Source organism: Pectobacterium atrosepticum, assembly GCF_000740965.1.
GTDB classification, from domain to species: domain Bacteria; phylum Pseudomonadota; class Gammaproteobacteria; order Enterobacterales; family Enterobacteriaceae; genus Pectobacterium; species Pectobacterium atrosepticum.
In genome coordinates, this window is the sequence record NZ_CP009125.1 from 2,845,327 (window position 1) to 2,870,362 (window position 25,036).

Sequence of the window (25,036 nt, forward strand, 5' to 3'; positions counted from 1 at the left end):
TCCACCCGTAACGCCTTTTGCAACGAGCACAGATAAAAATGTCAGAAAATCAACAAACTAACCAAAAAGAACAATACAATTTAAACAAATTGCAAAAGCGCCTGCGCCGTAACGTCGGCGAAGCTATCGCTGATTTCAATATGATTGAAGAAGGCGACCGCATTATGGTGTGCCTTTCCGGCGGGAAAGATAGCTTCACCATGCTGGAGATTCTGCGCAATCTGCAACAAAGTGCGCCAATTAACTTTTCTCTGGTCGCAGTGAATTTGGATCAGAAACAGCCGGGATTCCCGGAACATATTCTGCCGCAATATCTTGATAACATCGGCGTGGAATACAAGATCGTCGAAGAAAATACCTACGGGATTGTGAAAGACAAGATCCCGGAAGGAAAAACGACCTGCTCGCTGTGTTCACGCCTGCGCCGTGGGATTTTATACCGTACCGCGACAGAGCTCGGCGCAACAAAAATCGCCCTTGGCCACCACCGCGACGATATTCTGCAAACGCTGTTTCTGAATATGTTTTACGGTGGAAAACTGAAAGGTATGCCACCAAAGCTGATGAGCGACGACGGTAAACATATCGTCATCCGCCCTCTTGCCTACTGCCGTGAAAAAGATATCGAACGCTTTGCTGAAGCCCGCCAATATCCGATTATTCCGTGTAATTTGTGCGGCTCACAGCCCAATCTGCAACGTCAGGTGATTAAAGACATGCTGCGCGATTGGGATAAACGCCACCCTGGTCGTATTGAAACCATGTTCAGCGCTATGCAGAACGTTGTTCCTTCTCATCTTGCCGATCATGCGCTGTTTGATTTCAAAAACATTCGTCACGGTAGCGACGTGGTGGATGGTGGCGATCTGGCTTTCGACCGCGAAGAACTGCCGTTACAGCCTGCGGGCTGGCAGCCGGAAGAAGATGACGACGCATCGCCAATTACTCGCCTTGATGTGTTGGAAATAAAATAAGCGCGACATTCTCATTAGGGAATGACATTACCGTCAAAAATAGAGACACGGTGGCAAGAAGCAGAAATTACTGTTTCACCACCGTGTTTTTTATTTCCGTTTTCCACCAAGCACAGCTATCTATCTTGCGGTGGTTCAGTGACAGGCTCGTGTTCCGGCCCTGTGGGTGGGTCAGGAATTGGCGGTGGATCGGGGAGTGGATAAGGTGACGGGTCGTTCGGCACAATAGGAATCGGTTCAATGGGAACCGTGTCGGCTTGCAGATAATCCGTCGCGCCTTGCATGAGCATATTTTCCTCCTCGGTGTTGGATAATGTTAAAGCAAATCCAGCTACTGAAGCAGTACAGACATGCGTTACAACTGGTCAAGCAGCACCAGCGCTTCCCTTTAAGCATAGTAAGCTAATGAATAAAATGCCAAAGGCATTTTACAACGTCGCTTGCGACGGCCCGAAGGGTGTGGTGCTTTAGCCCACCATAATAAAATGCCAAAGGCATTTTACAACGTCGCCTGCGACGGCCCGAAGGGTGGATGGAAAAGGAAGGAACCGGATCGAGGGACAAAAAAAAGCCGACAAAACTGTCGGCGTGGTGTGAATCAATTGTGCTATGCAGTAATTCAAAAAAGGAAGTAAGACAATATGGAGCGCAACGCCCATCGCTTGACGTTGCATTCACCTGCGAGAATGATAGTGCCGCACAACAAGGTAAAAAATGTTGATATTGCTCAATTTACGCGTGGTTTTTTAGCCGTTCGCGACAGTTTGTGATTATCTACGCACTCACTCACCGCGAGTTTCTATAGCCATTTACTGCGCTTTAACCACCATGCAACGCCGCCAACCAATATCACCAACATCAGGCAGAACGTGAAAAAACCAAACGGCGCATCGCCGCCGGGAATTCCCCCTAAATTGACGCCAAATAAACCGGTTAAGAACGTCGTTGGCAGAAAAACCATCGCCAAAAGCGACATCGTATAGGTACGGCGGTTCATCGCTTCGGTCATCAAGGCGGTGATTTCATCCGAAAGTACCGTGGTGCGAGCAACACTGGCATCCAAATCCTCCAACCCGCGCCCTAACCGATCGGCAATTTCCTGCATTCTGCGTCGGTCGTCATCCTGCATCCAAGGCAGCTTCTCGCCGGAAATACGCGAGAATACATCGCGCTGTGGCGTCATATAGCGGCGTAGCACGATAAGCTGTTTGCGAATCAGCGCCAGCTCGCCGCGCGGCGGAATCTTTTGTTCCAGCAAATCGTCTTCCAGATCGATGATTTTCTCATGCAAATCATCAATGAACTCGCTGGTATGATCGGTCAAGGCTTCCGCAATGGAGACCAGCCAGTTTCCGCTGTCCGTCGGGCCATTGCCTTCTTTCAGGTCGGTAAGAATCTCATCGATAGCCAGAATCTTACGGCGTCGAGTAGAGATAATCAGCTTGTCGGTAATGAACACCCGAACGGCCACGAGTTGATCTGGCCGCGCATTGGCATTCAGGTTAATGCTGCGCAGCGTGATCAGCGTACCTTCGCCCAAACGCGTAACTCTGGGGCGGACGCTTTCCCCCGCCAACGCAGTGCGTACGCTATCGGGTACCACTAGCGTTTTATTCAGCCAGCGTGCGCTAGCTGGCACTGTAGAATCCAGATGTAGCCAGCAGGGTTTCTCGCTGTTGACAACGTCTTGCTCGCCAATCGGGGTAATGCCCCCCCTTCCATCCAACTGATACGCATGAACCGCACCGCTGTGTTGCAACTCTTTTCCTGCAAAGGATTCCACGTTTTGCCTCCAACGGTTTTTGCTATCAGCTCTTTACCTATTCGTTCTTTTACTACCCGTTCTGCGTTCTACCAGCCGGAAGATCCATCATGACCACTCCGGCTTTATTACCACATCATTCGATGTATCAATACGGTACTTAATGCTTTTCAATGTAGAGCATATGACTGTACGCCACATCTTCAGGGTTAGTAATCGGATAACCCTTCACCCACGGCTTAATCAAGCGACCGTTGGTATATTGATAGATCGGCGCAATCGGCGCTTCATCCATCAATATCTGCTCTGCTCGGTTGTAGTCCGCATTCAACGCCTGCGGGTTAGTCTGGTTACCCGCTTCATCTAGTACACGATCGTAATTCGCACTTTTAAAGCGGGCGATATTCCCGCTGTGGTGCGATGTCATCAGAGAAAGGAACGTCGAGGGTTCGTTATAGTCACCGACCCAAGAGGCACGCACGACGTCAAAATTACCGCTATTTCGGCTGTCTATGTAGGTTTGCCATTCTTGATTGGATAAGCGTACGTCTACTCCCAACGTTTTCTTCCACATGGAAGCCACGGCAATCGCGATCTTCTGGTGGCTTTCCGACGTGTTGTACAACAACGAGAGTTTCAACGGGTTATTTGGGCCATAACCTGCGGCCGCCATCAGCGCTTTTGCCTGCGCATCCAGCTCATCCTGAGAATATTGCTGCAACAGGCTTTCCGTAGGTTTGAAGCCTGCGGTGACATCAGGCGTAAAGTGCCAAGCCGGCTTTTCCCCCGTGCCCAGCACTTTTTCGGCAATCACTTTACGGTCGATGGCATAAGACAGTGCTTTTCGTACCCGGACATCATTGGTGGGCGCACGTTGCGTGTTAAACGCGTAGTAATAGGTGCCAAGCTGCTCTGGCGTATAAACCTGACCGGGCAAATCCTTCAGCAGCTTCTGATACAGATTTTTAGGGAATGACTCGGTGATATCAATATCACCAGACAGATAGCGTTTTGTCGCGTTCGATTCCTGATTGATCGGAACAAAAGTCACCTTTGTCAGGCGCGTGTTGGCGTTATCCCAATAATATTGATTCTGCGTGAGCACCAGCTTCTCATTAACGACGCGATGATCCAGCTTAAACGCGCCATTTCCAACCAGATTTCCCGGCTTCGTCCAGTCGTTCCCGAATTTTTCTACCGTGGCCTGATGGACTGGAAACAGGCTGAAATTCGCCGTCAGGCTGACAAAATAAGGTACTGGCTTGCTGAGCTGCACTTTCAGCGTGTGATCATTAACGGCCGACACACCAAGTTGATCGACAGGCATTTTGCCCGCGAGAATCTGTTCGGCATTCTGAATCCCCGCGAGCCGGGCAAACCAGGCGAATGACGAGCTGTTTTCAGGCGTGACCAAGCGACGCCAGCTATAGACAAAATCGTTTGCCGTAACGGGTTCACCGTTAGACCAGCGAGCATTATCACGCAGGGTAAAGATAAACGTGCGGTTATCGGTCGTCTGCCAGCGCAGCGCCACACCCGGGACGATGTTGCCCTTCGCATCCTGATTGACCAGACCTTCAAATAGGTCACGTGCCACCTGTGCTTCCGGCAGCCCCACCGCTTTTATCGGATCGAGAGAAGCTGGTTCATCTTTAATGTGGCGGACGATTTCCTGTTTCTCAGCCAGAACCGTTCCCGCCGGAACCTGCGCCGCGACAGCATTGCCCGCCAACGCCGCCATCAACGCGGCATAAAATGCAGAATATCCATAGTGCATGATGAGTTGACCTGAAAGCGTAATGAATTGATTGAAGAATATAATAGTCAGAAATCATCGCTATCATCCAGCGATACGCCTGCAATTTGTCAATCCACATCACCGTTTGCGTCTCTGAAGCGATTTTTTTATGATGAAACGCATAGGTAACCACAGGGCGATATCATGGAAAACACAATAATTCCTCTTCAGGCGCGTCAGCAACGAGGTAATTTGCCGTCGCTGGGCGAACCTTATGGAAAATCGCTACTAGGCGCACCGCTACTCTATTTCCCAGCCGAATTAGCGCCTTCAGAAAGCGGGCTGATTATTGCCGGGACACACGGTGATGAAACCGCGGCGGTTGTGGCGCTATCCTGCGCGCTTCGCACCCTCTTTTCAGGGCAGCGCCGCCATCACGTTGTTCTTGCGGTAAATCCCGATGGCTGTCAGTTGGGCCTGCGTGCCAACGCTAACGGTGTCGATCTCAATCGCAATTTTCCAGCCAGTAACTGGCAACCGGGGAATACGGTATATCGCTGGAATAGCGCCGCAGATGAACGTGATGTCGAGCTATCCACGGGTGAAACCGCAGGCTCAGAGCCAGAAACAAAAGCCCTTTGCACGCTGATTGAGAAACTTAATCCTCACTGGGTTGTCTCTTTTCATGAGCCGCTCGCCTGTATTGAAGATCCACACGGGTCCGAACTGGGTCAATGGTTGGCGCAGCAATGCGAACTGCCCTTAGTATCGAGTATCGGCTACGACACACCGGGATCTTTCGGAAGCTGGTGCGCCGATCGGTCGCTCCATTGCATTACCGCTGAGCTTCCGCCAATCTCGGCAGATGCGGCCAGCGAATGCTATCTGAACGCCATGGTCGCGTTGCTAAGCCAGCAATTTTAATCGTAATTTTTATACCAATGTTGCTAATGTTGCCCTAAACTGAGCAGCGTGTTAATCACCTGTAATTAAGGACGCAAACATGTCACAGAACGTACATTTTCAAGGCAATCCTGTGCCAGTAGCTGGGTCATTCCCGGCCAAAGGAAGCAAAGCGCCAGCATTCACTATGGTCGCTAAAGACCTGTCAGATGCTTCACTCAGCAACTATGCTGGCAAGCGCAAAATCCTGAACATTTTCCCAAGCATCGATACCGGTGTTTGTGCCGCGTCCGTGCGTAAATTTAACCAGTTGGGTTCTGAGCTGGATAACACCGTTGTTCTGTGTATCTCTTCCGATCTGCCGTTTGCACAGTCCCGTTTTTGCGGTGCGGAAGGTCTGAACAACGTGGTTGTACTGTCTACCCTGCGTGGCGGTGAGTTCAAAGAAAGCTACGGCGTTGCTATTGCAGATGGTGCGCTGAAAGGCCTGACCGCTCGTGCTGTCGTGGTGCTGGACGAAAATGACAACGTGCTGCATAGCGAACTGGTGAATGAAATCACCACTGAACCAGACTATGACGCTGCACTGGCTGTTTTGAAATAAGCCATACTGCCAGTTATTCATACTGATGATAGTGAAGAAACGGCTGCGCAAGCAGCCGTTTTGTTATTTACTCTTCGTCATCCCCCGCCGGTTTGCGTTGGCTGAGTCCATATTCCCGCAGTTTGTTGGCTATCGCCGTGTGCGACACGCCTAGCCGCTTCGCCAATTTGCGTGTGCTTGGATAGGATTGATAAAGACGGGTCAGCACGGAGCGCTCAAAACGTTTGTTGATGTCATCCAACGAGCCATCCAGCAGAGTTTCATCTTGTGGCGCATCAATCGAAAACGCAGGGAGATCGATGTCTTGCATATGCAGTTCGCCACCGTGCAACTGCGTCAGCGCGCGATAAATGGTATTTCTTAGCTGCCGAACGTTACCCGGCCAACCGTACTGCGGCAGGAAATGTTCCACATCTGCTGCCAGCTTGGGGCGAGGAATTCCCTGTTCGTCGGCAAAACGTGCCACAAAGAGTTCAGCCAGCGGCATAATGTCCGCCGGACGCTCGCGGAGCGGCGGTAACATTAACGTGAGCACATTGAGACGATAATAAAGATCCTCGCGGAATTCCCCGCGCTGCACCAGTTCCAGCAGATTTTTCTTAGTCGCGCAAATCACCCGCACGTCCACATGGACTTCGTGATCTTCGCCCACACGGCGGAATGTCCCGTCATTCAGGAAACGTAACAATTTAGTCTGCATCTGTGCCGACATTTCACCGACTTCATCCAGCAGAACCGAACCACCGTTAGCCTGTTCGAAGAATCCTTTCTTACCTTCCTGCGCATTGAGATACGCGCCGGAAGCATGGCCGAACAGCTCGCTTTCCATTACGTCATCGGGCAATGCTGCGCAGTTCAGCGCCAGGAAAGGATTCTTGCCACGCGGCCCACGCAGGTGGCAGGCACGCGCCAGCATATCTTTGCCCGTCCCCGTGTCACCTACGATCAACAGCGGCGCGTCCAACATCGCCAACTTACGTGCCTGTTCAACCACCTGACGCATTTTTGGGCTAGCGGCGACGATATGATCGAATTCATTTTCATCGTTCACGGCAAGATTCTGTAACTGTCGGCCCATGCGAGCGGCCGATTTCAACATCACTAGTGCGCCTGCGGTTGCCACGTTACCAGCATCATCTTCCAGGCGGACCGGTGTCATTTCCAGCAAGAAATCTTGACCACGAATCACTACGCGTTCTGCGACGATAGAGCTACTCTTCTCAAGCCAGTTGGCGAAATTGAAACTGGGAATCATCGTGGCAATCGTCAATTCGCTGATGGTTTCTGCCGATTGTTCAAACAGCGCCAGCGCGGCCGGATTAAACAGTTCCGGTGTCCCTTTCATATCCAGCGAGAACACGGGCTCAGGCATAGACTCCAGCAGCGCATTCAACGCCCGATGCTCACGTTCAGATGGCATAAACGCCACGGTGCGCACATCGCTGACGCTTTCAATACGGCGGATTTCCGTCATCAGTGGACGAAAATCATCAAAATCTAGGGTGGCAAAATTGAGGTAAATACGGCCAATAGACGCAATTTCGATGCCGCGTAAATCAATATGGCGTGACGCAAGCAGATCTAACAGCTCACGGACCATACCAATGCGGTCTTCACAAATAACTTCCAGATGCATCAACGGCTACCTTCTTCAAGAGACACGACATGGCTATTGCTACTGATAATACCCTTTCGTTTGCACCGGATGAAGTAAAGTGGCAGCAAAAGTTGACACATCTGTACGTTTTTTCCACGTCAATAACGAAACGAGGTTAAGACAGCGGCGTGGTTGCCATCGCCACAATGGTTCGAATGCCTTCCAGATAATTGCCGAGACGTAAATTTTCATCAAAACTATGCTGATTATTATCGGCATTAACCAGAGGCACGATCACGTAAGGCACTTTCAACACGCTGACCGCACCGCTCATCGGCAGCGTACCGCCCATCATACGGTTCTTCTCCGGTGCGATACCACGCGGTGCGGTTGTGGTGGCAACCGCCCAATGACCCAACGGAGAATCGATCTCGGTTCTGGCCGCATAGGCACTGCTCGGATAAGCCGTCAGATGAAGTGAAATCAGATGCGGATACTGCTCGCGTTCTGCCTGTGTAGGCGATTCACCTGCAATGATATGAAAGCCTTTGCTGGCGATATACTGGCGTAATAACGCATACATATCATCCGGCGGCGTTTCCGGTACGGTACGGATATTCACGCTAGCGGTCGCGGTTGATGGAATGGCATTCGATGCTTTTTTTCCCGTCTCACCAGCTTTAATACCGAGAATATCCAGCGAAGGATACTGCACCGCCTCTGCCGCATTGCCTGCGACCTTATCCAACTGCGCGACGCCAAAGCGTTTTTCCAGCGAACCCGCAGGTGGTGAAGTCTCGGCTACCTGTTTTTTATCGCTATCGCTGAGTGTGACGCGGTCATAATAACCGGGGATCGTGACCTTGCCGTCCGCATCTTTCATGCTGGCCAGCAACGTAGCCAGATTTTGCACCGGATTTGGAATAACATTGCCATAGCCACCGCTGTGCGCAGCGGCATTCGCACCGAAAACCGTCATGTCGATCTGAATTGAACCACGATTACCAAAGTTGATGCCAGGGCGATTGCTGGACGGCATCGCACCATCATAAATCACCATACCATCGCTTTTCAGCAGCATCAGATGATCGGCCATCACCGTCGTCAGGCCGGGTGAACCTTTTTCTTCTTCGGAATCCAACAACACTTTGATGTTAACGGCAGGTTCAACACCCTTCTCTTTCATCGCATCCATTGCTGCGAGGAACATCACGATCGGCCCTTTATCATCGGCCGATGCTCGGGCGAAAATACGCCATTCCGGATTCATGTCCCCTTTCAGAAGACGCGACTCAGGCAGCGTCTGCCATTTACCCGCGGCATCTTTTTCTTTTAGCACAGGCTGCCACGGCGGCGTTTGCCACTCGGACGGATTCACGGGCTGCCCGTCAAAATGCATGTAGAACAGGATAGTTTTACGATCGGACTTTGCCGCACCAAACTCAGCATAAACCAGCGGCTTGTCGCCATTCGTCAACGTTTGCGTGGTAAAACCGCGCTTCTGAAACGCCTTTTCCAGCCAGTCGGCATTACGTTGGATATCCGCAGGCACGGCAGCATCATTTTGCAGCGTCAGTAATTCGAGATATTCAGGGAAGCTGTTTTGCGCATAACGTTCAGCATCGGCAGGTGCCAGAACCAACTGGGCACTGGCAGGTAAACAGAGAATGCTCGTCGCCAGCGATAGCGCCGCCAGCGTCAATTTTTTACCGGGAATCATAAAAACGTCCTGTTATACAGAAATGAGAAGTATTTATCCTACACACGATTCTGTAACAACGGTACTCTCTGCCATACCGATACGCTTTTGCATTACATTCCCCAGTTGAACAATGACAAATGACGATGGCGCACACCGTACACCATCGTCTTCACCACTAACGTCCTTTTTGCAGTGTTTCTTTTACCTGACCAATCAGCTCGCGGCGGAAATCACCGAGGCGGGGTTTGTCATCCAGCCACGGCAGCGGGCGACATAATTCCATCGCTTTGATACCCAGACGCGCAGTCAGCAGACCTGCGCCAATGCCCTGTGCGGCGCGGGTCGATAGCCGTGCGGCAAGATCCTGCGACATCCAGTCCATGCCAATTTCCCGCACCAGCTCCGATGCACCGGCAAACGCAATATTAATCAACACCAGACGGAACAAGCGAATGCGGCTGAAATAGCCGAGTTCGATGCCGTATAACGCGGCAATCCGATTAATAAGCCGCAGGTTACGCCAGGCAATAAATGCCATATCGACCAGCGCTAGCGGGCTGACGGCGATCATCAAGGTAGATTCTGCCGCAGAACGACTAATTTCACGCCGCGCCTGCGTGTCCAGTACGGGCTGAACCAGACGCGCATACAATTCCAATACTTCGCGATCGTTGTGCGTTTCGTGGAGTGAAGCCTGCCAGCGCTGTATAGCCGGATGACCGCTATCCAACCCTGCCTGCCGCGCCAGTTTTTCACAGAACTCACGCCCACGTTCCACTCCGTGGCTGTGCAGCAAATCGCGCGCCATATCGCGCTCTTCCGCACGTTCTCGCAGGCGATAGAGTCGTCGCCACTCGACAGCCAGTGAGCCAACGCCCGCCGCCACAATCAGGCTGCCCGCCGTAATACCGCCCAGCGCGATCCAATCCTGTTGCACCCAGGCGTTATGCAGCGACTGAACGCCCTGCGCCAGCGCGCTGATGCCGAACAATGCGACGCCTGCCATCACCATACGCCGCCACAGGCTGCGTTTTGGACGTAGCGCCGCACTGATAGCCTCTTCCGCCGCACCTTCTTCCGGCACTTCTTCTTCGCGGCTGATAGGGGAAAATGGCGTGCTGCTCTGCTCGTCAAATGCCAATCCGGCACGTAGTTGTGGTTGCGGCTCTTGCGGTGAAACATCGTCGAACGTAACGCGTGGTTTTAGTGGCTCGTTCATCGCAATTTATCCTTTAGCAGAAAGTCCATGACCGTATCCAGCCGGATATGCGGCAACGGCGTATCTACCGTCATCTCGCGCGGACGAAATTGATCGAAGTGGAAGCCCTGCGTTTGCCAGAATGCTGCACCCGGTAAACGCGCGGGCACTTCACCGGGATAGACCGTCAACGATTGACCATCGCTGAGCCGATGCCCTTTCAGCGCCGGAATTTTCTGGCCCTGATGATCGACCACCCCGCTCTGCGTTGATTGAATCGATGCAATGCCTTCACAACGCATATCAATGCCTTCAAATGCCGCGTTCTGCCAAGCCTCTTGCACCAGTTGCTGAAGTAAAGACACCAGATTGGCGTGCTGATCGGCGGTAATGTGATCGGCTTTACTCGCAGCAAACATCAATTTGTCGATGCAGGGCGAAAACAAACGCCGGAACAGCGTGCGCTTACCGTAGTGAAAACTTTGCATCAGTTGGGTCAGCGCCAGCCGCATATCGTTAAACGCATGAATACCGCTATTGAGCGGTTGCAGGCAGTCGACCAGCACAATCTGTCGGTCGAAACGTACGAAGTGATCCTTATAAAACCCTTTGACGACCGACTGACAGTAATAATCAAAACGCTTGCGCAGCATGCCGATGTTGGTTTTCTCATCCGCCTGCGCCAGTTTGGCTTCACCGATGTTATTCACCTGCGGCCAAGGGAAGAATTGCAGCACTGGCGCCCCCGCCAGATCGCCCGGTAGAACAAATCGCCCCGGTTGGATAAAGTGCAGCCCTTCCTGTTTGCAGCGATACAGATAGTCGGTGTAGGCCTGCGCTACCTCAGCTAACTGATTTTCATCCGCGGGTGCCAGCGGATCGATTTTCTCACACAGTGCCAGCCAGGGTTTCGCCCATTCAATGCGTCCCCCTTGCAGCAAGCCGCTCATCTGCTGTGACCAGCTCAAATAAGTTTGCTCCAGCAGCGGCAAATCCAACAGCCACTCACCGGGGTAGTCAACAATTTCGAGATAGAGCGTCGAGGTATCTTTAAAATGGCGCAGCAGCGAATCTTTGGAGCGATAGCGCAGCGCCAGACGGATCTCACTCACGCCACGCGTCGGCGTCGGCCAATCCGGCGGTGAACCATATAGCGCCGCCATGCCTTCATCATAGGCGAAGCGCGGCACGCCTAGATCGCGCTGTGGCACACGCTTTACGCCGAGCAAACGCTCTTCGCGCGCGGGGGAAAACATCGGCAGATGCGCACCGCTGTGGGTATTTAATAATTGGTTGACGAACGCGGTGATAAACGCGGTTTTGCCACTACGGCTCAGCCCAGTGACGGCAATACGTAGATGGCGATCCACGCTGCGATTGACTAGTGAGTTAATTTCGTTCTGTAGTCGACTCATCGAATGAACCATCACTCCTGTCGTTGCAAAAGTATGTCGTTAAAAATGCGCATTCAGGCTACCGCATTGATCGCGCAGAAAAAAGCAGTGCGACGCTATCCACTTGCGATCTGCATCGCACGGTAGATAACGTCAGCGGCGGTTATAACGACTAAATGTCATCACTGATGACGAATTACAGATGGCGAAAGCGGTTCTGAACGCCAAACGTATCCGAGGTAACATAGCGCTCAATATTACGTAGACGCTGTTCGCTGGCCTGCAATGTCGCATCTGCCTCATCCAGCAGTTGGCTGGGTGTCCGGGCCGCTTTTTCATCCTCAAATCCCATTCCCGCCGGAGCCGGATCGAGCATAAAGGTCAGAATGATGTAAGCCACAATCGTGAAAAAGAACAGGCCGAAAAACATCGACAGCACCACGATTATCCGCAGGAGTTTCACCGGCACGTCAAAATAACGCGCTAAACCAGCACAAACCCCTTTCAGCATGCCTTCTTCCGGTATGCGATATAACGTTTTACCTGACCACGTATTTTTCATTACGATTTTCTCCAGTCCGGGTGTTCTGCATCCAGAATGTCTTCCAGTGCCCTGATACGCTCACGCATACGGCTGGACTCTTCCGTTAAGCGTGTCAGTCGTTGCATATCGTTTTGTCCCAGTTGAGCACTGTTTTTACGCTGACTGTAATGTAGCCAAAGCCATATCGGTGCCACAAACAACATGAAAATGGTCAGCGGAATGGCAAGAAACAACGCACTCATTGTATCTCCTTAGTATTATTCACACGCCTCAAACAGCGCGAGGGCTAAGCGTTGGCTGCCATTTTGCAACGGCAGCCCGCCCAATAGCGTTTACGCTTTAATTACTCTGCTGGCTTAACTTTAGCTTTAAGTGCCGCCAGCTGCGCGCTGATTTCATCGTCCGCTTTCAACTCGAAAAACTGCTGATCCAGCGATTTTTGTTTCCCCAGCCCGTGGCTTTCAGCTTCCGCTTCCATCGTGTCGATGCGGCGTTCAAACTGATCGAAACGCGCCATAGCTTCATCCAGCTTGCCGCTATCCAGTTGGCGGCGCACATCACGCGATGATGCCGCAGCCTGATGGCGCAACGTCAGTGCCTGCTGGCGAGCACGGGTTTCGCTTAATTTGTTTTCCAGCTCACCGATTTCACGCTTCATGCGCTCCAGCGTTTCATCCACATTTTCGGCTTCATGCTGCAACACGGCGATCAAGTCGGTCAGCTTCTGCTTTTCAATCAGCGCCGCCCGAGCCAAATCGTCTTTATCTTTACGAAGAGCAAGCTCTGCTTTTTCCTGCCACTGCTCTTGCTGACCGTGCGCTTGTTCAATACGGCGGGCGATCTGTTTCTTTTCTGCCAGCGCACGCGCCGAGGTTGAACGCACTTCAACCAGCGTATCTTCCATTTCCTGAATCATCAGCCGCACCAATTTCTGCGGATCTTCAGCTTTATCCAGCAATGAATTGATGTTGGCGTTCACGATGTCGGCAAAACGAGAAAAAATACCCATAATTACATCCTCTTCATGATTTCCAGCGTCTGATTACGCCTGATTTATCATCGTGACCAGACGAGCCAGTCGCGATCTCGTTCTAGATATATCAATAAGCATGCCAACTTTTAATTCCATTTAACTAACTGAAAATAAAAGAATAGATAATTTTGACTATTTTTTCCTTTTCGTTAGATTAGTCAAACACACTAATAGTTAGTAAAAATAACGCGGTGAAACATCATGATTCAGGAAAAAGAGAACCTGCTGGGCGAAGCCAACAGTTTTTTAGAGGTACTGGAACAGGTGTCGCAGTTGGCACAGTTGAATAAACCGGTGCTGGTGATCGGCGAACGTGGCACAGGTAAAGAGCTGATCGCCAGCCGCCTGCACTACCTTTCCCCGCGTTGGCAAGGGCCGTTCGTTTCTCTCAACTGTGCGGCGCTCAACGAGAACCTGCTCGATTCCGAGCTATTTGGTCATGAAGCGGGTGCCTTTACCGGAGCGCAGAAACGCCATCTGGGGCGCTTCGAACGCGCCGACGGCGGAACGCTGTTTTTGGATGAATTAGCCACAGCTCCGATGCTGGTGCAGGAAAAATTACTGCGGGTAATCGAATACGGCATGCTGGAGCGCGTAGGTGGCAGAGATCAGCTCCAGGTTGACGTGCGTCTGGTGTGTGCCACTAATGACGACCTGCCTGCGCTGGCTGCCAGCGGTAAATTTCGTGCGGATCTGCTCGATCGTCTGGCGTTCGATGTCGTGCAACTTCCGCCGCTGCGCGAGCGCCAGCAGGACATCATGTTGCTGGCGGAACACTTTGCCATTCAGATGTGCCGAGAATTGCATCTGCCGCTGTTTCCCGGCTTTACCTCTGCCGCACATACGACGCTGCTGAATTACGATTGGCCGGGCAATATTCGTGAACTGAAAAACGTGGTTGAGCGCTCGGTGTATCGTCACGGCGATAGCGAACAGCCTCTCGATACCATCATTCTTAATCCCTTCAGCCGGACTACCGCCGTTCAGGAAACACCTCTGCGTGCGGCAACTGGCCAGCCAGATTTACCGTTGGACATGAAACCGTGGCTGCTGGAACAAGAGAAGGGCTTGATTAATCGAGCGTTAAATCAGGCAAAGTTTAACCAGCGCAAGGCCGCTGAACTGCTGGGGTTAACCTACCACCAACTGCGTGGATTGCTGAAGAAACATGATATTGCAGTGAATGAGTGAAGGTCTGGAAAGAAAATGCGGGCGAATTAACGCCCGCACTATCAGTCGGTTAATGGGGTAATAACGCGCTATTGCGGCTCAGCGCCCCATACCAGCGTGCCTTTATCATGCACGGTGATCTTATCCCAGTTGGTGTAGCTCGTGACGTTAGCACCGTATGAATAGTCATTCGTTTCATTCACGTTGCTCCAGTCACCAGCGTGAATGCGGACCTGTACCTCACCGGTCTCCGCGCCCGGTTGAAGGGAACCGGCTCCGCTGCTGAAGGTCACCAGAACATAGCGATTGGCCTTATCGGTGCTGGCGGCAGGCATCCCCGTGCTGGTCACGATGTTGTTAGGGCCGACATTCGCCCAATCAACAAAGAGGTTCGCACCCGGTTTACCATCATCGTGGAAGTAGTAACGTACTTGCAGATCGCTGAGTTTGATCGGCGTACTTCCGGTATTTTTGATGTTGAAGGCCATACGAATTGCATCATCGGAAGGGTTGTTATCCACATTACGATATTGCAGCACGACGTCACCCGTTGTTCCATTGCCTGGGTTAGTCGGCTCCGTTGGCGTGGTCGGCGTATCGCCACCACTCAGGTCTGCACCCGCACGAACCTGCTCTCTGACAAATTTTCCTGACGTCGACAGATTCTGCTCCGTCCAACCGCCTGATTTACTCGCCCCTGGAGTCAGCGCCGCAGACGTCTCAGACTTATCGCTTAGTGACCAGTTTACCCAGCTTATGCCACGGTTATTCAGGAAATCGATCCAGGTTTGCGATTCTGGCAGGAACGGCCCGCCATTGCCGGACGCATCGCTTGTCCCCCACTCGCTGACGAAAATTGCGGCACCGCGGCTTTGCGCATAATCGATACGATCGCGCAGGAACTGCCCGTGCGTACCGGCATAGAAGTGCAGCGCATACAGGGTATTCGGATCGGGCAGCTGATTGTCTGCCGCATCATGGATGTCCTGGCTCCAGGTCCCGCTGCCGACGATAATAAGGTTATCAGGATCTTTGCTACGGATAGTGTCAGTAACATCCAGCGCATAAGGCCGAATCTGTCCGTTCCACGTCACGCCGCCGTTTGGCTCATTGGTGATTTCATAAATCACGTTCGGCGAGTTACCATACAGCCCCGCCATTTCAGCAAAGAAGGTTTTTGCCTGCGCTTTATAAGTATTGGGATCGTTATCCGACAAGGTGTGCCAGTCGATAATGATGTAGATGCCAAGGCTTTGCGCCGCCGCAACAGCCTCTTTTACCTTATTGGCGAGGGAAGGGTTAGCAATATAACCATTCTCCGCCGTGTACATGGCAACGCGAAACACATTGATCCCCCAGTCGTCACGCAGCCATTTTATCGAATCTTTGTTTACGTAATCACCAACCCACTGCAACCCGTTCGAGCTGATTCCTCTCAGTTGCACTCTTTTTCCCTGCTCATCCACCAGTCGCCCATTTTCGATGGACAGTTGGCCATGTGTTTCCACCGGCGTGGCGGATAATGCGGAGAAACTGAGCGACATGCCCAGCACCGTTGTTACCACACCTAACGTCAATTTCCTGACGATTTTATTCCTTCTGATCCACATATTCCTTATCTCCATTGTGAACACCCATAATCTTGGGTATAGGCATGATAAGGGAGATTTCCACTCACGAAAATAATTTAGGAAATATCCAAATCATATTGATTTAATTAATTATTTACAAATAAATAGAAAGCAGGATAAGGATGTGGCGAAGCCATTTAGTGGGCAAAAAAAAGCCAGCACGTAGGCTGGCTAAAATAATACTGGAAGCAATGTGAGCAATGTCGTGCTCTCCTTCAGTGTCTGCGAGGAGCCACTGCTGAAGTGCGAGAATAATGATAATAGTTATCAGTATCATCTGTAAAGTACTTTGTTGAGAATTTTTCTCATTTCCATACTGACTATAGGGTTCTTGCCCGTGTATCCATCTCTACTCGGGACTCTGTTTGGGAAATGGATGATATTGCACGCTAAGGCTAAAATTCAACCATAGTCACCGTCGAGAAAACCATAGCTAGCATAATTTCTCTTTATGTCACAAATCCTTATCTACACTCAGCGCTACCGTTCTGGTTTCCTCCAGGATCTGGATCCGAGTGTTCAGCGCATCGCGGATCGAGTGGTATGCCTTGCTGCCGAGTGCCAGGCGGAAAGGTGGAGTATCTGCATCCGCAGCAGCAATAATGGCCTCTGCCGTTTTAGCCGCGTCACCTAGGATGGCAATACTGCCATCTACCAACCCCCTGCGTACATCACCAGCCGGTGTATCATCGTAACAGTCCATCTGCTGGGCAATATCCACCCCGCTGGCGAAATTCGTATCAGTAGGTCCAGGTTCCGCTATCAGAAAATCAATCCCGAAAGGAGCCACTTCCTGCGCGACAGATTCAATGAATCCTTCAATACCCCATTTGGTAGCGTGGTACAGACTGAAATTTGGCCAAGCAATTTGGCCGCCTTCTGACGATACCTGAACAATACGCCCGCCCCCCTGACGACGCAGATACGGCACCGCGGCACGAATAAACTGAATGGAGCCGGTGAGATTGGTAGAAATCTGCCTGTCTATCTGCGTATCACTGACCTCTTCCGCTGCGCCGAACAGGCCGTATCCGGCATTACTCACCAACACATCAATATGGCCAGCACGATCAAATGCTGTTTGCACGGCTCTGCGTATTGCTGCGGTATCGGTTACGTCCAACAACAGGATGTGCAGTTGTTCGCCATATTCCGCCAACAATTCGTCCAAGGCTCCTGGACTGCGCAGTGTGGCAAATACTCGGTCACCCCGTGCCAGCAGGCGCTCTGTCATCACCCTCCCTAATCCGGTGGACGTACCGGTAATAAACCACGTTTTTACATTCATTGCTGTTCTCCACAAAAAATCATTAATCCGCAATCACAGATTATGGCAACATGGTTAGCATGATAAGACTCAACAAATAGCACGAAGAGGTGAAATAAAATCACCAATGAAAACACCAACACTCTCTGATCTGAAAGCGTTTATTGCGGTGGCTGATCAACGTAGTTTTCGACGCGCAGCGGATCTATCCGGTGTTACCCGATCCACGCTAAGCCATGCCATTTGTGGGTTGGAAGAACGTCTTGGTGTCCGGCTGCTGCACCGCACCACACGCAGCGTGGCACTGACAGAAGCTGGGGAGCAATTATTACAACGGATGCGACCCCATCTCAACGGACTGGAACAGGCGTTGGAAGAGGTAGCTGACACGCAGGGGCAACCGATCGGTAGTCTACGTATTAACGGGGGTGAAGAGGCTATTCGTCTCTTGCTGCATACCGTGGTGCCCAGCTATCAGGCACGTTACCCCAGCGTGGTTCTAGATTTGGTCGTCGATGGAAGGCTGGTGGATATTGTCGCTGAGGGGTTTGATGCAGGCATTCGGCTAGCAGAAGATGTTCCTAGAGATATGGTGGCAATACGTTTTGGTAATGATATGCGTTTTCTGGCGGTGGCATCCCCTGCATATCTGATGAAACATCCTGCTCCATCAGTGCCAGATGATCTGGTGCAACACCAATGTATTCGCCAAAGATTACCCAGTGGAAGACGTTATCGCTGGGAGTTTTCCCGCCATGGGCAGGACGTTGCTCTTGATGTTCCCGGCACGCTGACACTAAACAGCTCACCGTTAATGGTGTGTGCCGCTATACAAGGATTAGGGATTGCTTATGTTCCTGAAGTTCACGCGCGGGCGGCGCTGGATGATGGCAGGTTGGTGACGGTGCTGGAGCCTTGGAGTCCTCCTATCCCCGGTCTGTGTCTTTATTTTCCCGCCAATCGCCATATGCCCGCCAGCCTGCGAGCCTTGGTAGATATGATTAAGAAAACGCCAACTATAGTCAGAAACGTGGTGGCTGAAATCAATAAGACGTAGCAGGCTCAGTGTTAGCGATTGAAAATTAGCCAGACGCACACAACAAGAGTGGGGAGGATGCCAAGAGTACGATACACTCTCTCTATAATCGTATTGACTGAAAAATCCCGTATGTTCGGAAAAACCTGTTTCGCACTGGCATTCACCTGGCTGGCTTTGCCTGCACTGGCCGCACCGCAGTCCGTGCTAACGCCACCTGCTCCACTGGAAAATATTCGCCAGAGCGGTTTTGTCTATTGCGTCAATGATGTCCTAAACACGTTTAACCCGCAGATGGCACGCAGCGGCGTTACGATTGATACGCTGGCGGCGCAGCTTTACGATCGCCTGCTGGATGTCGATCCTTATACTTATCGCCTGATGCCGGAACTGGCGCAGCGTTGGGACGTGTTAGATAACGGTTCGACGTACCGTTTCTACCTGCGCCACGATGTGCCATTCCAGAGTACCGACTGGTTCAGCCCGACCCGCATGATGAATGCCGACGACGTGATATTCAGTTTCCAGCGCATGCTGGATAAAAAACACCCGTATCATGATGTCAACGGCGGCGAATATCCCTATTTCGACAGCCTGCAATTTGCCGATTCAGTGCAAAGTATTCGCAAGCTGGGCGAGTACAGCATTGAAATCCGCCTGAACAGCCCAGATGCCTCTTTCTTGTGGCATCTGGCTACGCATTACGCCCCGATTCTGTCCGATGAATATGCCCAACGTCTGGCGAAAGAGGATAAAAAGGAGATGCTGGATCGCGAACCGGTCGGCACCGGGCCTTATATGCTCAATGAATACCGCAACGGGCAATATATCCGGCTGACGCGCAACGCTGATTATTGGCGCGGTTTGCCACGTATGCCGCAGGTGGTTATCGATCTCGGTTCCGGCGGTACGGGTCGCCTATCCAAGCTGTTGACGGGCGAATGTGATGTTCTCGCTTATCCGGCGGCCAGCCAGTTGACCATCCTGCGTAATGACCCGCGTCTGCGTCTGTCGCTACGTCCCGGCATGAACGTCGCCTATTTAGCCTTCAACGTACGAAAACCGCCGCTGGACGATCGCCGCGTGCGAGAAGCCATCGCGCTGGCGATCAATAACGACAGGCTGATGCAGTCAATCTATTACGGCACGGCGGAAACCGCCGCCTCTATTCTGCCCCGGGCCTCGTGGGCGTACGACAATGAATCGCAGGTTACGGAATATAACCCGCAGAAAGCGCGACAAATCTTGCAGGAACTGGGGCTGACTAACCTAAACCTTCGCCTGTGGGTGCCCAGCACCTCTCAATCCTACAACCCCAGTCCGCTGAAAACGGCAGAGCTGATACAGGCCGATCTGGCGCAAATTGGCGTCACCGTCACCATCGTGCCGGTAGAAGGCCGCTTTCAGGAAGCACGACTGATGGAACTCAGTCACGATTTAACACTGGCAGGTTGGGCAACGGACAGTAACGACCCGGACAGTTTTTTCCGACCGTTGTTAAGCTGCGCGGCGATTCGTTCTCAGAGCAACTACGCACACTGGTGCGATCCTACCTTTGATGAAGTGCTACAAAACGCGCTCTCGTCACAGCAGCTCTCTAAGCGGATTGACTATTATCAGCAGGCACAGCGCATTCTGGCAGAACAATTACCCGTTCTACCGCTAGCGTCATCATTGCGATTACTCGCCTACCGCTACGACATGAAAGGGCTGGTATTGAGCCCGTTCGGCAATGCCTCGTTCGCAGGCGTATTCCGCGAGGATCAACAAGCGCAGCAGAAGCCCCCTGCACCGGAAACCGTGGAGGAAGCACAGCCGTGATTATTTTTACCTTGCGACGTCTGGTGTTATTGTTCGTGACATTGTCACTGCTGACGCTGGTTGGCTTCAGCCTCAGCTACTACACGCCTAACGCCCCGCTCAATGGCGCAGCGTTGTTTGATGCCTATCATTTCTACCTCACCAGCCTGCTTCAGGGCGATTTCGGTCGTTCCAGCATTAACGGGCAGGCCATCAGCGAACTGCTGAAAGAAGTGTTCCCAGCCACGATCGAGCTTTGTCTGCTGGCGTTTGCGCTCTCGCTGCTGGTCGGTATTCCGCTGGGGATTACCGCAGGCGTGATGCAGAATCGCAGCGCGGACATCGTGATCAGCACGCTGGCACTGATCGGCTTTTCCCTGCCGGTGTTCTGGCTGGCGCTGCTGTTGACGCTATTCTTCTCGCTGCATCTCGGCTGGCTGCCGGTTTCAGGCCGCTTCGATCTGCTCTATCAGGTTAAAACCGTGACCGGCTTTGCGCTGATTGATGCCTGGCTGTCAGATTCACCGCATCGGGGTGAAATGATCGCCAGCGCCATACGCCACCTGATTTTGCCAATTACCGTGCTGGCCGTCGGGCCGACCACCGAGGTGATTCGCCTAATGCGCGTCAGCACCACGGACATTATCAGCAAAAATTACATTAAAGCGGCGGCAACCCGTGGGCTTTCGCGCTTTACGATCATTCGTCGCCACCTGATTCACAACGCGCTGCCACCGATTATCCCCAAGCTAGGGTTACAATTTTCCACGATGCTGACGCTGACGATGATTACCGAAGTGGTCTTTAATTGGCCGGGCGTGGGTCGCTGGCTGGTGAATGCTATTCGTCAGCAGGATTTCGCCGCGATTTCTGCGGGCGTAATGGTGGTCGGCGCGATGGTCATCACGGTCAATATCCTGTCCGATATTTGGGGTGCTATGGCAAATCCGTTGAAACACAAGGAATGGTATGCCCTACGATAACGTCTATAGCGAAAAGCGGCTGCCTAGCCGACTGGGCGATACCTGGCGGGCATTCCATCAAGATATGCTGGCGATGGTCGGGCTGTACGGTTTTCTGATCCTGATCGGCCTGTGCCTGTTCGGCAAATTTCTTGCGCCTTATGAAGTTGACCAGCAATTTTTGGGCTATCAACTGCTGCCCCCTTCCTGGTCGCACTACGGCGAAGTGTCGTTCTTTCTCGGCACCGATGATTTAGGGCGCGACCAGCTAAGCCGCCTATTGAGCGGTGCGGCCCCCACCGTCGGTGCGTCGCTCATCGTCACCTACGCGGCGGCGCTGTGCGGCATCGTGCTGGGTGTCTTTGCTGGCGTCACGCGCGGGCTGCGTTCGGCGATGCTCAATCATATTTTGGATACACTGCTGTCGATACCGTCGCTGTTGCTGGCGATTGTGGTGATTGCCTTTATGGGCCCTAAGCTCGAACACGCAATGCTCGCCGTCTGGCTGGCGCTGTTGCCACGCATGGTGCGCACTATCTACAACGCCGTACACGATGAAATGGACAAAGAATACGTGATCGCCGCCCGTCTTGACGGTGCCTCAACGTTTTATCTTGTCTGGTACGTCGTCTTACCGAATATTGCTGCGCTGCTGGTTTCCGAGTTTACCCGCGCGTTGTCGATCGCTATTTTGGATATCGCTGCGCTGGGTTTTCTCGATTTAGGCGCACAGCTACCAACCACCGAATGGGGTGCCCTGCTCGGTAACTCACTGGAGCTGGTTTATGCCGCGCCGTGGACCGTGATGCTGCCCGGTGCGGCTATCGCGCTGAGCGTGTTAATCGTCAATCTGCTGGGCGACGGCATCCGCCGCGCGCTCGTCGCGGAAACGGAATAAGAGGCGACGACTCCCTATGCCATTACTTGATATCCGTAACCTGACGATTGAGTTTCTGACCGCCGACGGCGCCGTAAAAGCCGTCGATCGCGTCAGTATGACGCTGAGCGAAGGAGAGATTCGCGGGCTGGTGGGCGAATCAGGCTCAGGAAAAAGCCTGATCGCTAAAGCCATCTGTGGGATCACCAAAGATAACTGGCGCGTGACCGCCGACCGCTTCCGCTTTGATGATATCGACCTGCTGCAACTGTCGTCGCGCGAGCGGCGTAAACTGGTCGGCCATAACGTTTCCATGATTTTTCAGGAGCCGCAATCCTGTCTCGATCCGTCCGAAAGTGTGGGTCGGCAGTTGGTGCAGGCAATTCCCGGCTGGACGTATAAAGGCCGCTGGTGGCAGCGATTTAACTGGCGCAAGCGCCGCGCTATCGAATTGCTGCACCGCGTCGGGATTAAAGATCACAAAGACATCATGGGCAGTTATCCCTATGAACTAAGCGATGGCGAGTGTCAGAAAGTGATGATTGCCATCGCGCTGGCGAACCAGCCGCGTCTGCTGATTGCCGATGAACCGACCAACGCGATGGAATCCACCACGCAGGCGCAGATTTTCCGCCTGCTATCGCGCCTAAACCAAAACAATAACACCACGATTCTGCTCATCAGCCATGACCTACAAACCATGAGTAAATGGGCAGACCGGATTAACGTGCTTTACTGCGGACAAACAGTAGAGAGCGCTACCTGTGAAGATTTGATCACCGCGCCGCATCATCCTTATACGCAGGCGCTGATCCGCGCAATGCCAGATTTCGGCCGCTCACTGCCACACAAAAGCCGGTTAAATACCCTGAACGGCGCGATCCCCTCACTGGAACACCTGCCGATTGGCTGCCGACTCGGCCCGCGCTGCCCTTATTCACAAAAACAGTGTATGCAAACGCCGCCGCTGCTCTCCGTGAAGAACCACTTATATGCCTGCCACTTCCCACTTAACATGGAGGAGCCGTAATGGTTGAGATGCTGCTTGAAGCCCGCAACCTAACTAAGACGTTCCGCTACCGAACCGGGCTGTTTCGTCGTCAGCATGTTGAGGCGGTGAAGTCCGTCAGCTTTACGCTACGTGAACGCCAGACGCTCGCCATCATCGGTGAGAACGGTTCGGGGAAATCGACGCTGGCCAAAATGCTGTCAGGCATGATCGCTCCGACGTCCGGTGAGCTGGTTATCGATGATCATCCGCTGCATTACGGCGATTATGGCTACCGCAGCCAGCGCATCCGCATGATTTTTCAGGATGCGAGCAATGCGCTCAACCCGCGTCAGCGTATCGGGCAACTATTGGATGTTCCGCTGCGGCTAAATACCGACCTCAGCGCCGAAGCGCGCGAAAGAGCGATTAATCAGGCGCTACAGCAGGTCGGGTTACGGCCCGATCACGCTTATTACTATCCGCACGCGCTCGCGCCGGGGCAAAAACAGCGCGTCGGTCTGGCGCGTGCGCTCATTCTGCAACCGAAAGTGATTGTTGCCGATGAAGCGCTGGCTTCGCTGGATATGTCTATGCGGTCACAGATTATCAATCTGATGCTGGAGTTACAGGAAAAGCACGGTATCTCTTATATTTACGTGACGCAGCATCTGGGCATGATGAAGCACATCAGCGACCAGATTCTGGTGATGCAGGCAGGCGAAGTGGTCGAACGCGGCAGTACTGCCGATGTGTTGTCCGCCCCGCTCCATGACCTGACGAAACGTTTGATTGCCAGCCACTTCGGCGAAGCGCTCAGCGCCGATGCCTGGCGACGAGACGGCGCACAACGTTAATCTTCGCGCACTACGACAACTGCTCGGAGTACCCCTACCGTCCCCAACATGGTAGAATTGCGCGGTTTATTCATCTCGGTCGTCACTTGCCACGTATGTTTACAGGCACAGAAGTGGCGATCGCAGCAACAATGATCACAAGGATTACTGCTATGGGTTTTCTTACCGGTAAGCGCATTCTGGTAACAGGTGTTGCCAGCAACCGTTCTATTGCCTACGGTATTGCAAAAGCAATGCAACGTGAAGGTGCCGAACTGGCGTTCACGTATCAGAACGACAAATTGAAAACACGCATTGAAGGCTTTGCCAGCGAGCTGGGTTCCAGCATCGTTCTGCCGTGTGATGTCGCGGAAGATGCCAGCATCGAAGCACTGTTTACCGAACTGGCTAACGTATGGCCGAACTTTGATGGCTTCGTGCATTCCATTGCTTACGCACCGGGCGACCAACTGGACGGTGACTACGTTGATGCTGTTACCCGTGAAGGCTTCAGCATTTCTCACGACATCAGCTCTTACAGCTTCGTCGCGATGGCGAAAGCCTGCCGTAAGATGCTGAACCCGAACTCTGCGCTGGTTACCCTGTCCTATCTGGGTGCTGAGCGTGCCATCCCTAACTACAACGTGATGGGTCTGGCAAAAGCCTCTCTGGAAGCGAACGTACGTTACATGGCAAATGCTATGGGTGCTCAGGGCGTGCGCGTCAACGCCATCTCTGCTGGCCCGATCCGTACACTGGCTGCATCTGGCATCAAAGACTTCAAGAAAATGTTGTCTCATTGTGAAGCCGTTACGCCAATCCGCCGTGTCGTTACCACTGAAGACGTAGGCAACTCTGCTGCGTTCCTGTGTTCCGATCTGGCCGCCGGTATCTCCGGTGAAGTCCTGCACGTTGACGGCGGCTTCAGCATCGCCGCGATGAACGAGCTGGAACTGAAATAAGTTCTCACCGCTAACGGTGTTTCAACAATGCGCTCTTGAAAAGGAGCGCATTGTTATT

23 protein-coding genes are annotated in these 25,036 nt (G+C 52.5%); 11 read left to right on the plus strand and 12 right to left on the minus strand.

Going from position 1 to position 25,036, the window contains the following annotated elements; all coding sequences use genetic code 11:
• The first annotated feature begins 38 nt into the window (after positions 1 to 38).
• Positions 39 to 974, plus strand: coding sequence for a tRNA 2-thiocytidine(32) synthetase TtcA (ttcA, locus tag GZ59_RS12555; RefSeq protein WP_011093557.1), 936 nt, complete (start codon positions 39 to 41; stop codon positions 972 to 974).
• 116 nt (positions 975 to 1,090) lie between these two features.
• Here ttcA and GZ59_RS23745 read toward each other — a convergent pair whose 3' ends face one another.
• The 3 genes from GZ59_RS23745 to GZ59_RS12565 form a co-directional block, all read right to left on the minus strand.
• Complete coding sequence (locus GZ59_RS23745; RefSeq protein ID WP_011093556.1) at positions 1,091 to 1,264, minus strand: hypothetical protein; 174 nt, start codon at positions 1,262 to 1,264, stop codon at positions 1,091 to 1,093.
• Positions 1,265 to 1,773: 509 nt separating this feature from the next.
• The gene (gene zntB / locus GZ59_RS12560; protein WP_039292150.1) at positions 1,774 to 2,757 is read right to left on the minus strand and encodes a zinc transporter ZntB; all 984 of its coding nucleotides are present in this window, start codon (positions 2,755 to 2,757) and stop codon (positions 1,774 to 1,776) included.
• 139 nt (positions 2,758 to 2,896) lie between these two features.
• Positions 2,897 to 4,513, minus strand: coding sequence for a peptide ABC transporter substrate-binding protein (locus GZ59_RS12565; RefSeq protein ID WP_039292153.1), 1,617 nt, complete (start codon positions 4,511 to 4,513; stop codon positions 2,897 to 2,899).
• Between the two features lie 165 nt (positions 4,514 to 4,678).
• Here GZ59_RS12565 and mpaA point away from each other — a divergent pair, with 165 nt between their 5' ends.
• Complete coding sequence (mpaA, locus tag GZ59_RS12570; protein ID WP_039292157.1) at positions 4,679 to 5,398, plus strand: murein tripeptide amidase MpaA; 720 nt, start codon at positions 4,679 to 4,681, stop codon at positions 5,396 to 5,398.
• Positions 5,399 to 5,477: 79 nt separating this feature from the next.
• Positions 5,478 to 5,981, plus strand: coding sequence for a thiol peroxidase (tpx, locus tag GZ59_RS12575; RefSeq protein ID WP_011093552.1), 504 nt, complete (start codon positions 5,478 to 5,480; stop codon positions 5,979 to 5,981).
• 67 nt (positions 5,982 to 6,048) lie between these two features.
• Here tpx and tyrR read toward each other — a convergent pair whose 3' ends face one another.
• The 7 genes from tyrR to pspA form a co-directional block, all read right to left on the minus strand.
• Positions 6,049 to 7,617 carry a transcriptional regulator TyrR gene (tyrR, locus tag GZ59_RS12580; RefSeq protein WP_039292161.1) on the minus strand — a complete coding sequence of 523 codons (1,569 nt, stop codon included), beginning with the start codon at positions 7,615 to 7,617 and terminating at the stop codon, positions 6,049 to 6,051.
• Between the two features lie 136 nt (positions 7,618 to 7,753).
• On the minus strand, positions 7,754 to 9,298 hold the full coding sequence (locus GZ59_RS12585) for a M20/M25/M40 family metallo-hydrolase (protein WP_039292163.1): 1,545 nt from the start codon (positions 9,296 to 9,298) through the stop codon (positions 7,754 to 7,756).
• A gap of 157 nt (positions 9,299 to 9,455) precedes the next feature.
• Positions 9,456 to 10,499, minus strand: coding sequence for a YcjF family protein (locus GZ59_RS12590; RefSeq protein ID WP_011093549.1), 1,044 nt, complete (start codon positions 10,497 to 10,499; stop codon positions 9,456 to 9,458).
• Positions 10,496 to 11,893: a YcjX family GTP-binding protein gene (locus GZ59_RS12595; RefSeq protein WP_011093548.1), complete on the minus strand. Its 1,398-nt coding sequence runs from the start codon at positions 11,891 to 11,893 to the stop codon at positions 10,496 to 10,498. Before GZ59_RS12595 ends, GZ59_RS12590 begins: the two co-directional genes overlap by 4 nt.
• A gap of 175 nt (positions 11,894 to 12,068) precedes the next feature.
• Positions 12,069 to 12,434, minus strand: a complete 366-nt coding sequence (gene pspC, locus GZ59_RS12600; protein ID WP_011093547.1) for an envelope stress response membrane protein PspC — start codon at positions 12,432 to 12,434, stop codon at positions 12,069 to 12,071.
• A complete protein-coding gene (pspB, locus tag GZ59_RS12605; protein ID WP_011093546.1) occupies positions 12,434 to 12,658 on the minus strand; it encodes an envelope stress response membrane protein PspB in 225 nt (74 codons plus the stop codon). The genes pspC and pspB overlap by 1 nt, the downstream gene beginning before the upstream one ends.
• A 101-nt stretch (positions 12,659 to 12,759) precedes the next feature.
• Positions 12,760 to 13,425 (minus strand): phage shock protein PspA, encoded by a 666-nt coding sequence (pspA, locus tag GZ59_RS12610; protein WP_011093545.1) that lies wholly within the window; start codon positions 13,423 to 13,425, stop codon positions 12,760 to 12,762.
• 225 nt (positions 13,426 to 13,650) lie between these two features.
• Between pspA and pspF the strand changes: the two genes are divergently transcribed.
• The gene (pspF, locus tag GZ59_RS12615; protein ID WP_011093544.1) at positions 13,651 to 14,640 is read left to right on the plus strand and encodes a phage shock protein operon transcriptional activator; all 990 of its coding nucleotides are present in this window, start codon (positions 13,651 to 13,653) and stop codon (positions 14,638 to 14,640) included.
• 68 nt (positions 14,641 to 14,708) lie between these two features.
• Here pspF and GZ59_RS12620 read toward each other — a convergent pair whose 3' ends face one another.
• Together GZ59_RS12620 and GZ59_RS12630 are read right to left on the minus strand one after the other, a co-directional pair.
• Complete coding sequence (locus tag GZ59_RS12620) at positions 14,709 to 16,229, minus strand: cellulase family glycosylhydrolase (protein WP_039292168.1); 1,521 nt, start codon at positions 16,227 to 16,229, stop codon at positions 14,709 to 14,711.
• 475 nt (positions 16,230 to 16,704) lie between these two features.
• Positions 16,705 to 17,538 (minus strand): SDR family oxidoreductase, encoded by an 834-nt coding sequence (locus GZ59_RS12630; protein WP_011093542.1) that lies wholly within the window; start codon positions 17,536 to 17,538, stop codon positions 16,705 to 16,707.
• A gap of 106 nt (positions 17,539 to 17,644) precedes the next feature.
• On the opposite strand from GZ59_RS12630, the gene GZ59_RS12635 reads away from it, so the two are divergent.
• The 7 genes from GZ59_RS12635 (at position 17,645) to fabI (ending at position 24,978) form a co-directional block, all read left to right on the plus strand.
• The gene (locus tag GZ59_RS12635) at positions 17,645 to 18,574 is read left to right on the plus strand and encodes a LysR family transcriptional regulator (protein WP_181023447.1); all 930 of its coding nucleotides are present in this window, start codon (positions 17,645 to 17,647) and stop codon (positions 18,572 to 18,574) included.
• A gap of 111 nt (positions 18,575 to 18,685) precedes the next feature.
• Entirely contained in the window at positions 18,686 to 20,374 is a 1,689-nt protein-coding gene (gene sapA, locus GZ59_RS12640) for an ABC transporter substrate-binding protein SapA (protein ID WP_039292178.1), read from the plus strand.
• Positions 20,371 to 21,336 carry a putrescine export ABC transporter permease SapB gene (gene sapB, locus GZ59_RS12645; protein WP_011093539.1) on the plus strand — a complete coding sequence of 322 codons (966 nt, stop codon included), beginning with the start codon at positions 20,371 to 20,373 and terminating at the stop codon, positions 21,334 to 21,336. The genes sapA and sapB overlap by 4 nt, the downstream gene beginning before the upstream one ends.
• Positions 21,323 to 22,213 (plus strand): putrescine export ABC transporter permease SapC, encoded by an 891-nt coding sequence (gene sapC, locus GZ59_RS12650; protein ID WP_011093538.1) that lies wholly within the window; start codon positions 21,323 to 21,325, stop codon positions 22,211 to 22,213. Before sapB ends, sapC begins: the two co-directional genes overlap by 14 nt.
• 16 nt (positions 22,214 to 22,229) lie before the next feature.
• A complete protein-coding gene (sapD, locus tag GZ59_RS12655) occupies positions 22,230 to 23,222 on the plus strand; it encodes a putrescine export ABC transporter ATP-binding protein SapD (RefSeq protein ID WP_011093537.1) in 993 nt (330 codons plus the stop codon).
• Complete coding sequence (gene sapF / locus GZ59_RS12660) at positions 23,222 to 24,037, plus strand: putrescine export ABC transporter ATP-binding protein SapF (protein ID WP_005972439.1); 816 nt, start codon at positions 23,222 to 23,224, stop codon at positions 24,035 to 24,037. The genes sapD and sapF overlap by 1 nt, the downstream gene beginning before the upstream one ends.
• A gap of 152 nt (positions 24,038 to 24,189) precedes the next feature.
• A complete protein-coding gene (gene fabI, locus GZ59_RS12665) occupies positions 24,190 to 24,978 on the plus strand; it encodes an enoyl-ACP reductase FabI (RefSeq protein ID WP_039292183.1) in 789 nt (262 codons plus the stop codon).
• Positions 24,979 to 25,036: the final 58 nt, after the last annotated feature.

What these genes read in the sequence shown, in the direction of transcription:
- sapA (WP_039292178.1), top strand. Translation starts at nt 18,686, where the DNA reads ATGTTCGGAAAAACCTGTTTCGCACTGGCATTCACCTGGCTGGCTTTG.
- pspA (WP_011093545.1), bottom strand. Translation starts at nt 13,425, where the DNA reads ATGGGTATTTTTTCTCGTTTTGCCGACATCGTGAACGCCAACATCAAT.
- GZ59_RS12630 (WP_011093542.1), bottom strand. Translation starts at nt 17,538, where the DNA reads ATGAATGTAAAAACGTGGTTTATTACCGGTACGTCCACCGGATTAGGG.
- sapF (WP_005972439.1), top strand. Translation starts at nt 23,222, where the DNA reads ATGGTTGAGATGCTGCTTGAAGCCCGCAACCTAACTAAGACGTTCCGC.
- sapC (WP_011093538.1), top strand. Translation starts at nt 21,323, where the DNA reads ATGCCCTACGATAACGTCTATAGCGAAAAGCGGCTGCCTAGCCGACTG.
- GZ59_RS12565 (WP_039292153.1), bottom strand. Translation starts at nt 4,513, where the DNA reads ATGCACTATGGATATTCTGCATTTTATGCCGCGTTGATGGCGGCGTTG.
- GZ59_RS12585 (WP_039292163.1), bottom strand. Translation starts at nt 9,298, where the DNA reads ATGATTCCCGGTAAAAAATTGACGCTGGCGGCGCTATCGCTGGCGACG.
- GZ59_RS12595 (WP_011093548.1), bottom strand. Translation starts at nt 11,893, where the DNA reads ATGAGTCGACTACAGAACGAAATTAACTCACTAGTCAATCGCAGCGTG.
- pspF (WP_011093544.1), top strand. Translation starts at nt 13,651, where the DNA reads ATGATTCAGGAAAAAGAGAACCTGCTGGGCGAAGCCAACAGTTTTTTA.
- fabI (WP_039292183.1), top strand. Translation starts at nt 24,190, where the DNA reads ATGGGTTTTCTTACCGGTAAGCGCATTCTGGTAACAGGTGTTGCCAGC.
- pspC (WP_011093547.1), bottom strand. Translation starts at nt 12,434, where the DNA reads ATGAAAAATACGTGGTCAGGTAAAACGTTATATCGCATACCGGAAGAA.
- tyrR (WP_039292161.1), bottom strand. Translation starts at nt 7,617, where the DNA reads ATGCATCTGGAAGTTATTTGTGAAGACCGCATTGGTATGGTCCGTGAG.
- mpaA (WP_039292157.1), top strand. Translation starts at nt 4,679, where the DNA reads ATGGAAAACACAATAATTCCTCTTCAGGCGCGTCAGCAACGAGGTAAT.
- tpx (WP_011093552.1), top strand. Translation starts at nt 5,478, where the DNA reads ATGTCACAGAACGTACATTTTCAAGGCAATCCTGTGCCAGTAGCTGGG.
- pspB (WP_011093546.1), bottom strand. Translation starts at nt 12,658, where the DNA reads ATGAGTGCGTTGTTTCTTGCCATTCCGCTGACCATTTTCATGTTGTTT.
- GZ59_RS12635 (WP_181023447.1), top strand. Translation starts at nt 17,645, where the DNA reads ATGAAAACACCAACACTCTCTGATCTGAAAGCGTTTATTGCGGTGGCT.
- ttcA (WP_011093557.1), top strand. Translation starts at nt 39, where the DNA reads ATGTCAGAAAATCAACAAACTAACCAAAAAGAACAATACAATTTAAAC.
- GZ59_RS23745 (WP_011093556.1), bottom strand. Translation starts at nt 1,264, where the DNA reads ATGCTCATGCAAGGCGCGACGGATTATCTGCAAGCCGACACGGTTCCC.
- GZ59_RS12590 (WP_011093549.1), bottom strand. Translation starts at nt 10,499, where the DNA reads ATGAACGAGCCACTAAAACCACGCGTTACGTTCGACGATGTTTCACCG.
- GZ59_RS12620 (WP_039292168.1), bottom strand. Translation starts at nt 16,229, where the DNA reads ATGTGGATCAGAAGGAATAAAATCGTCAGGAAATTGACGTTAGGTGTG.
- sapD (WP_011093537.1), top strand. Translation starts at nt 22,230, where the DNA reads ATGCCATTACTTGATATCCGTAACCTGACGATTGAGTTTCTGACCGCC.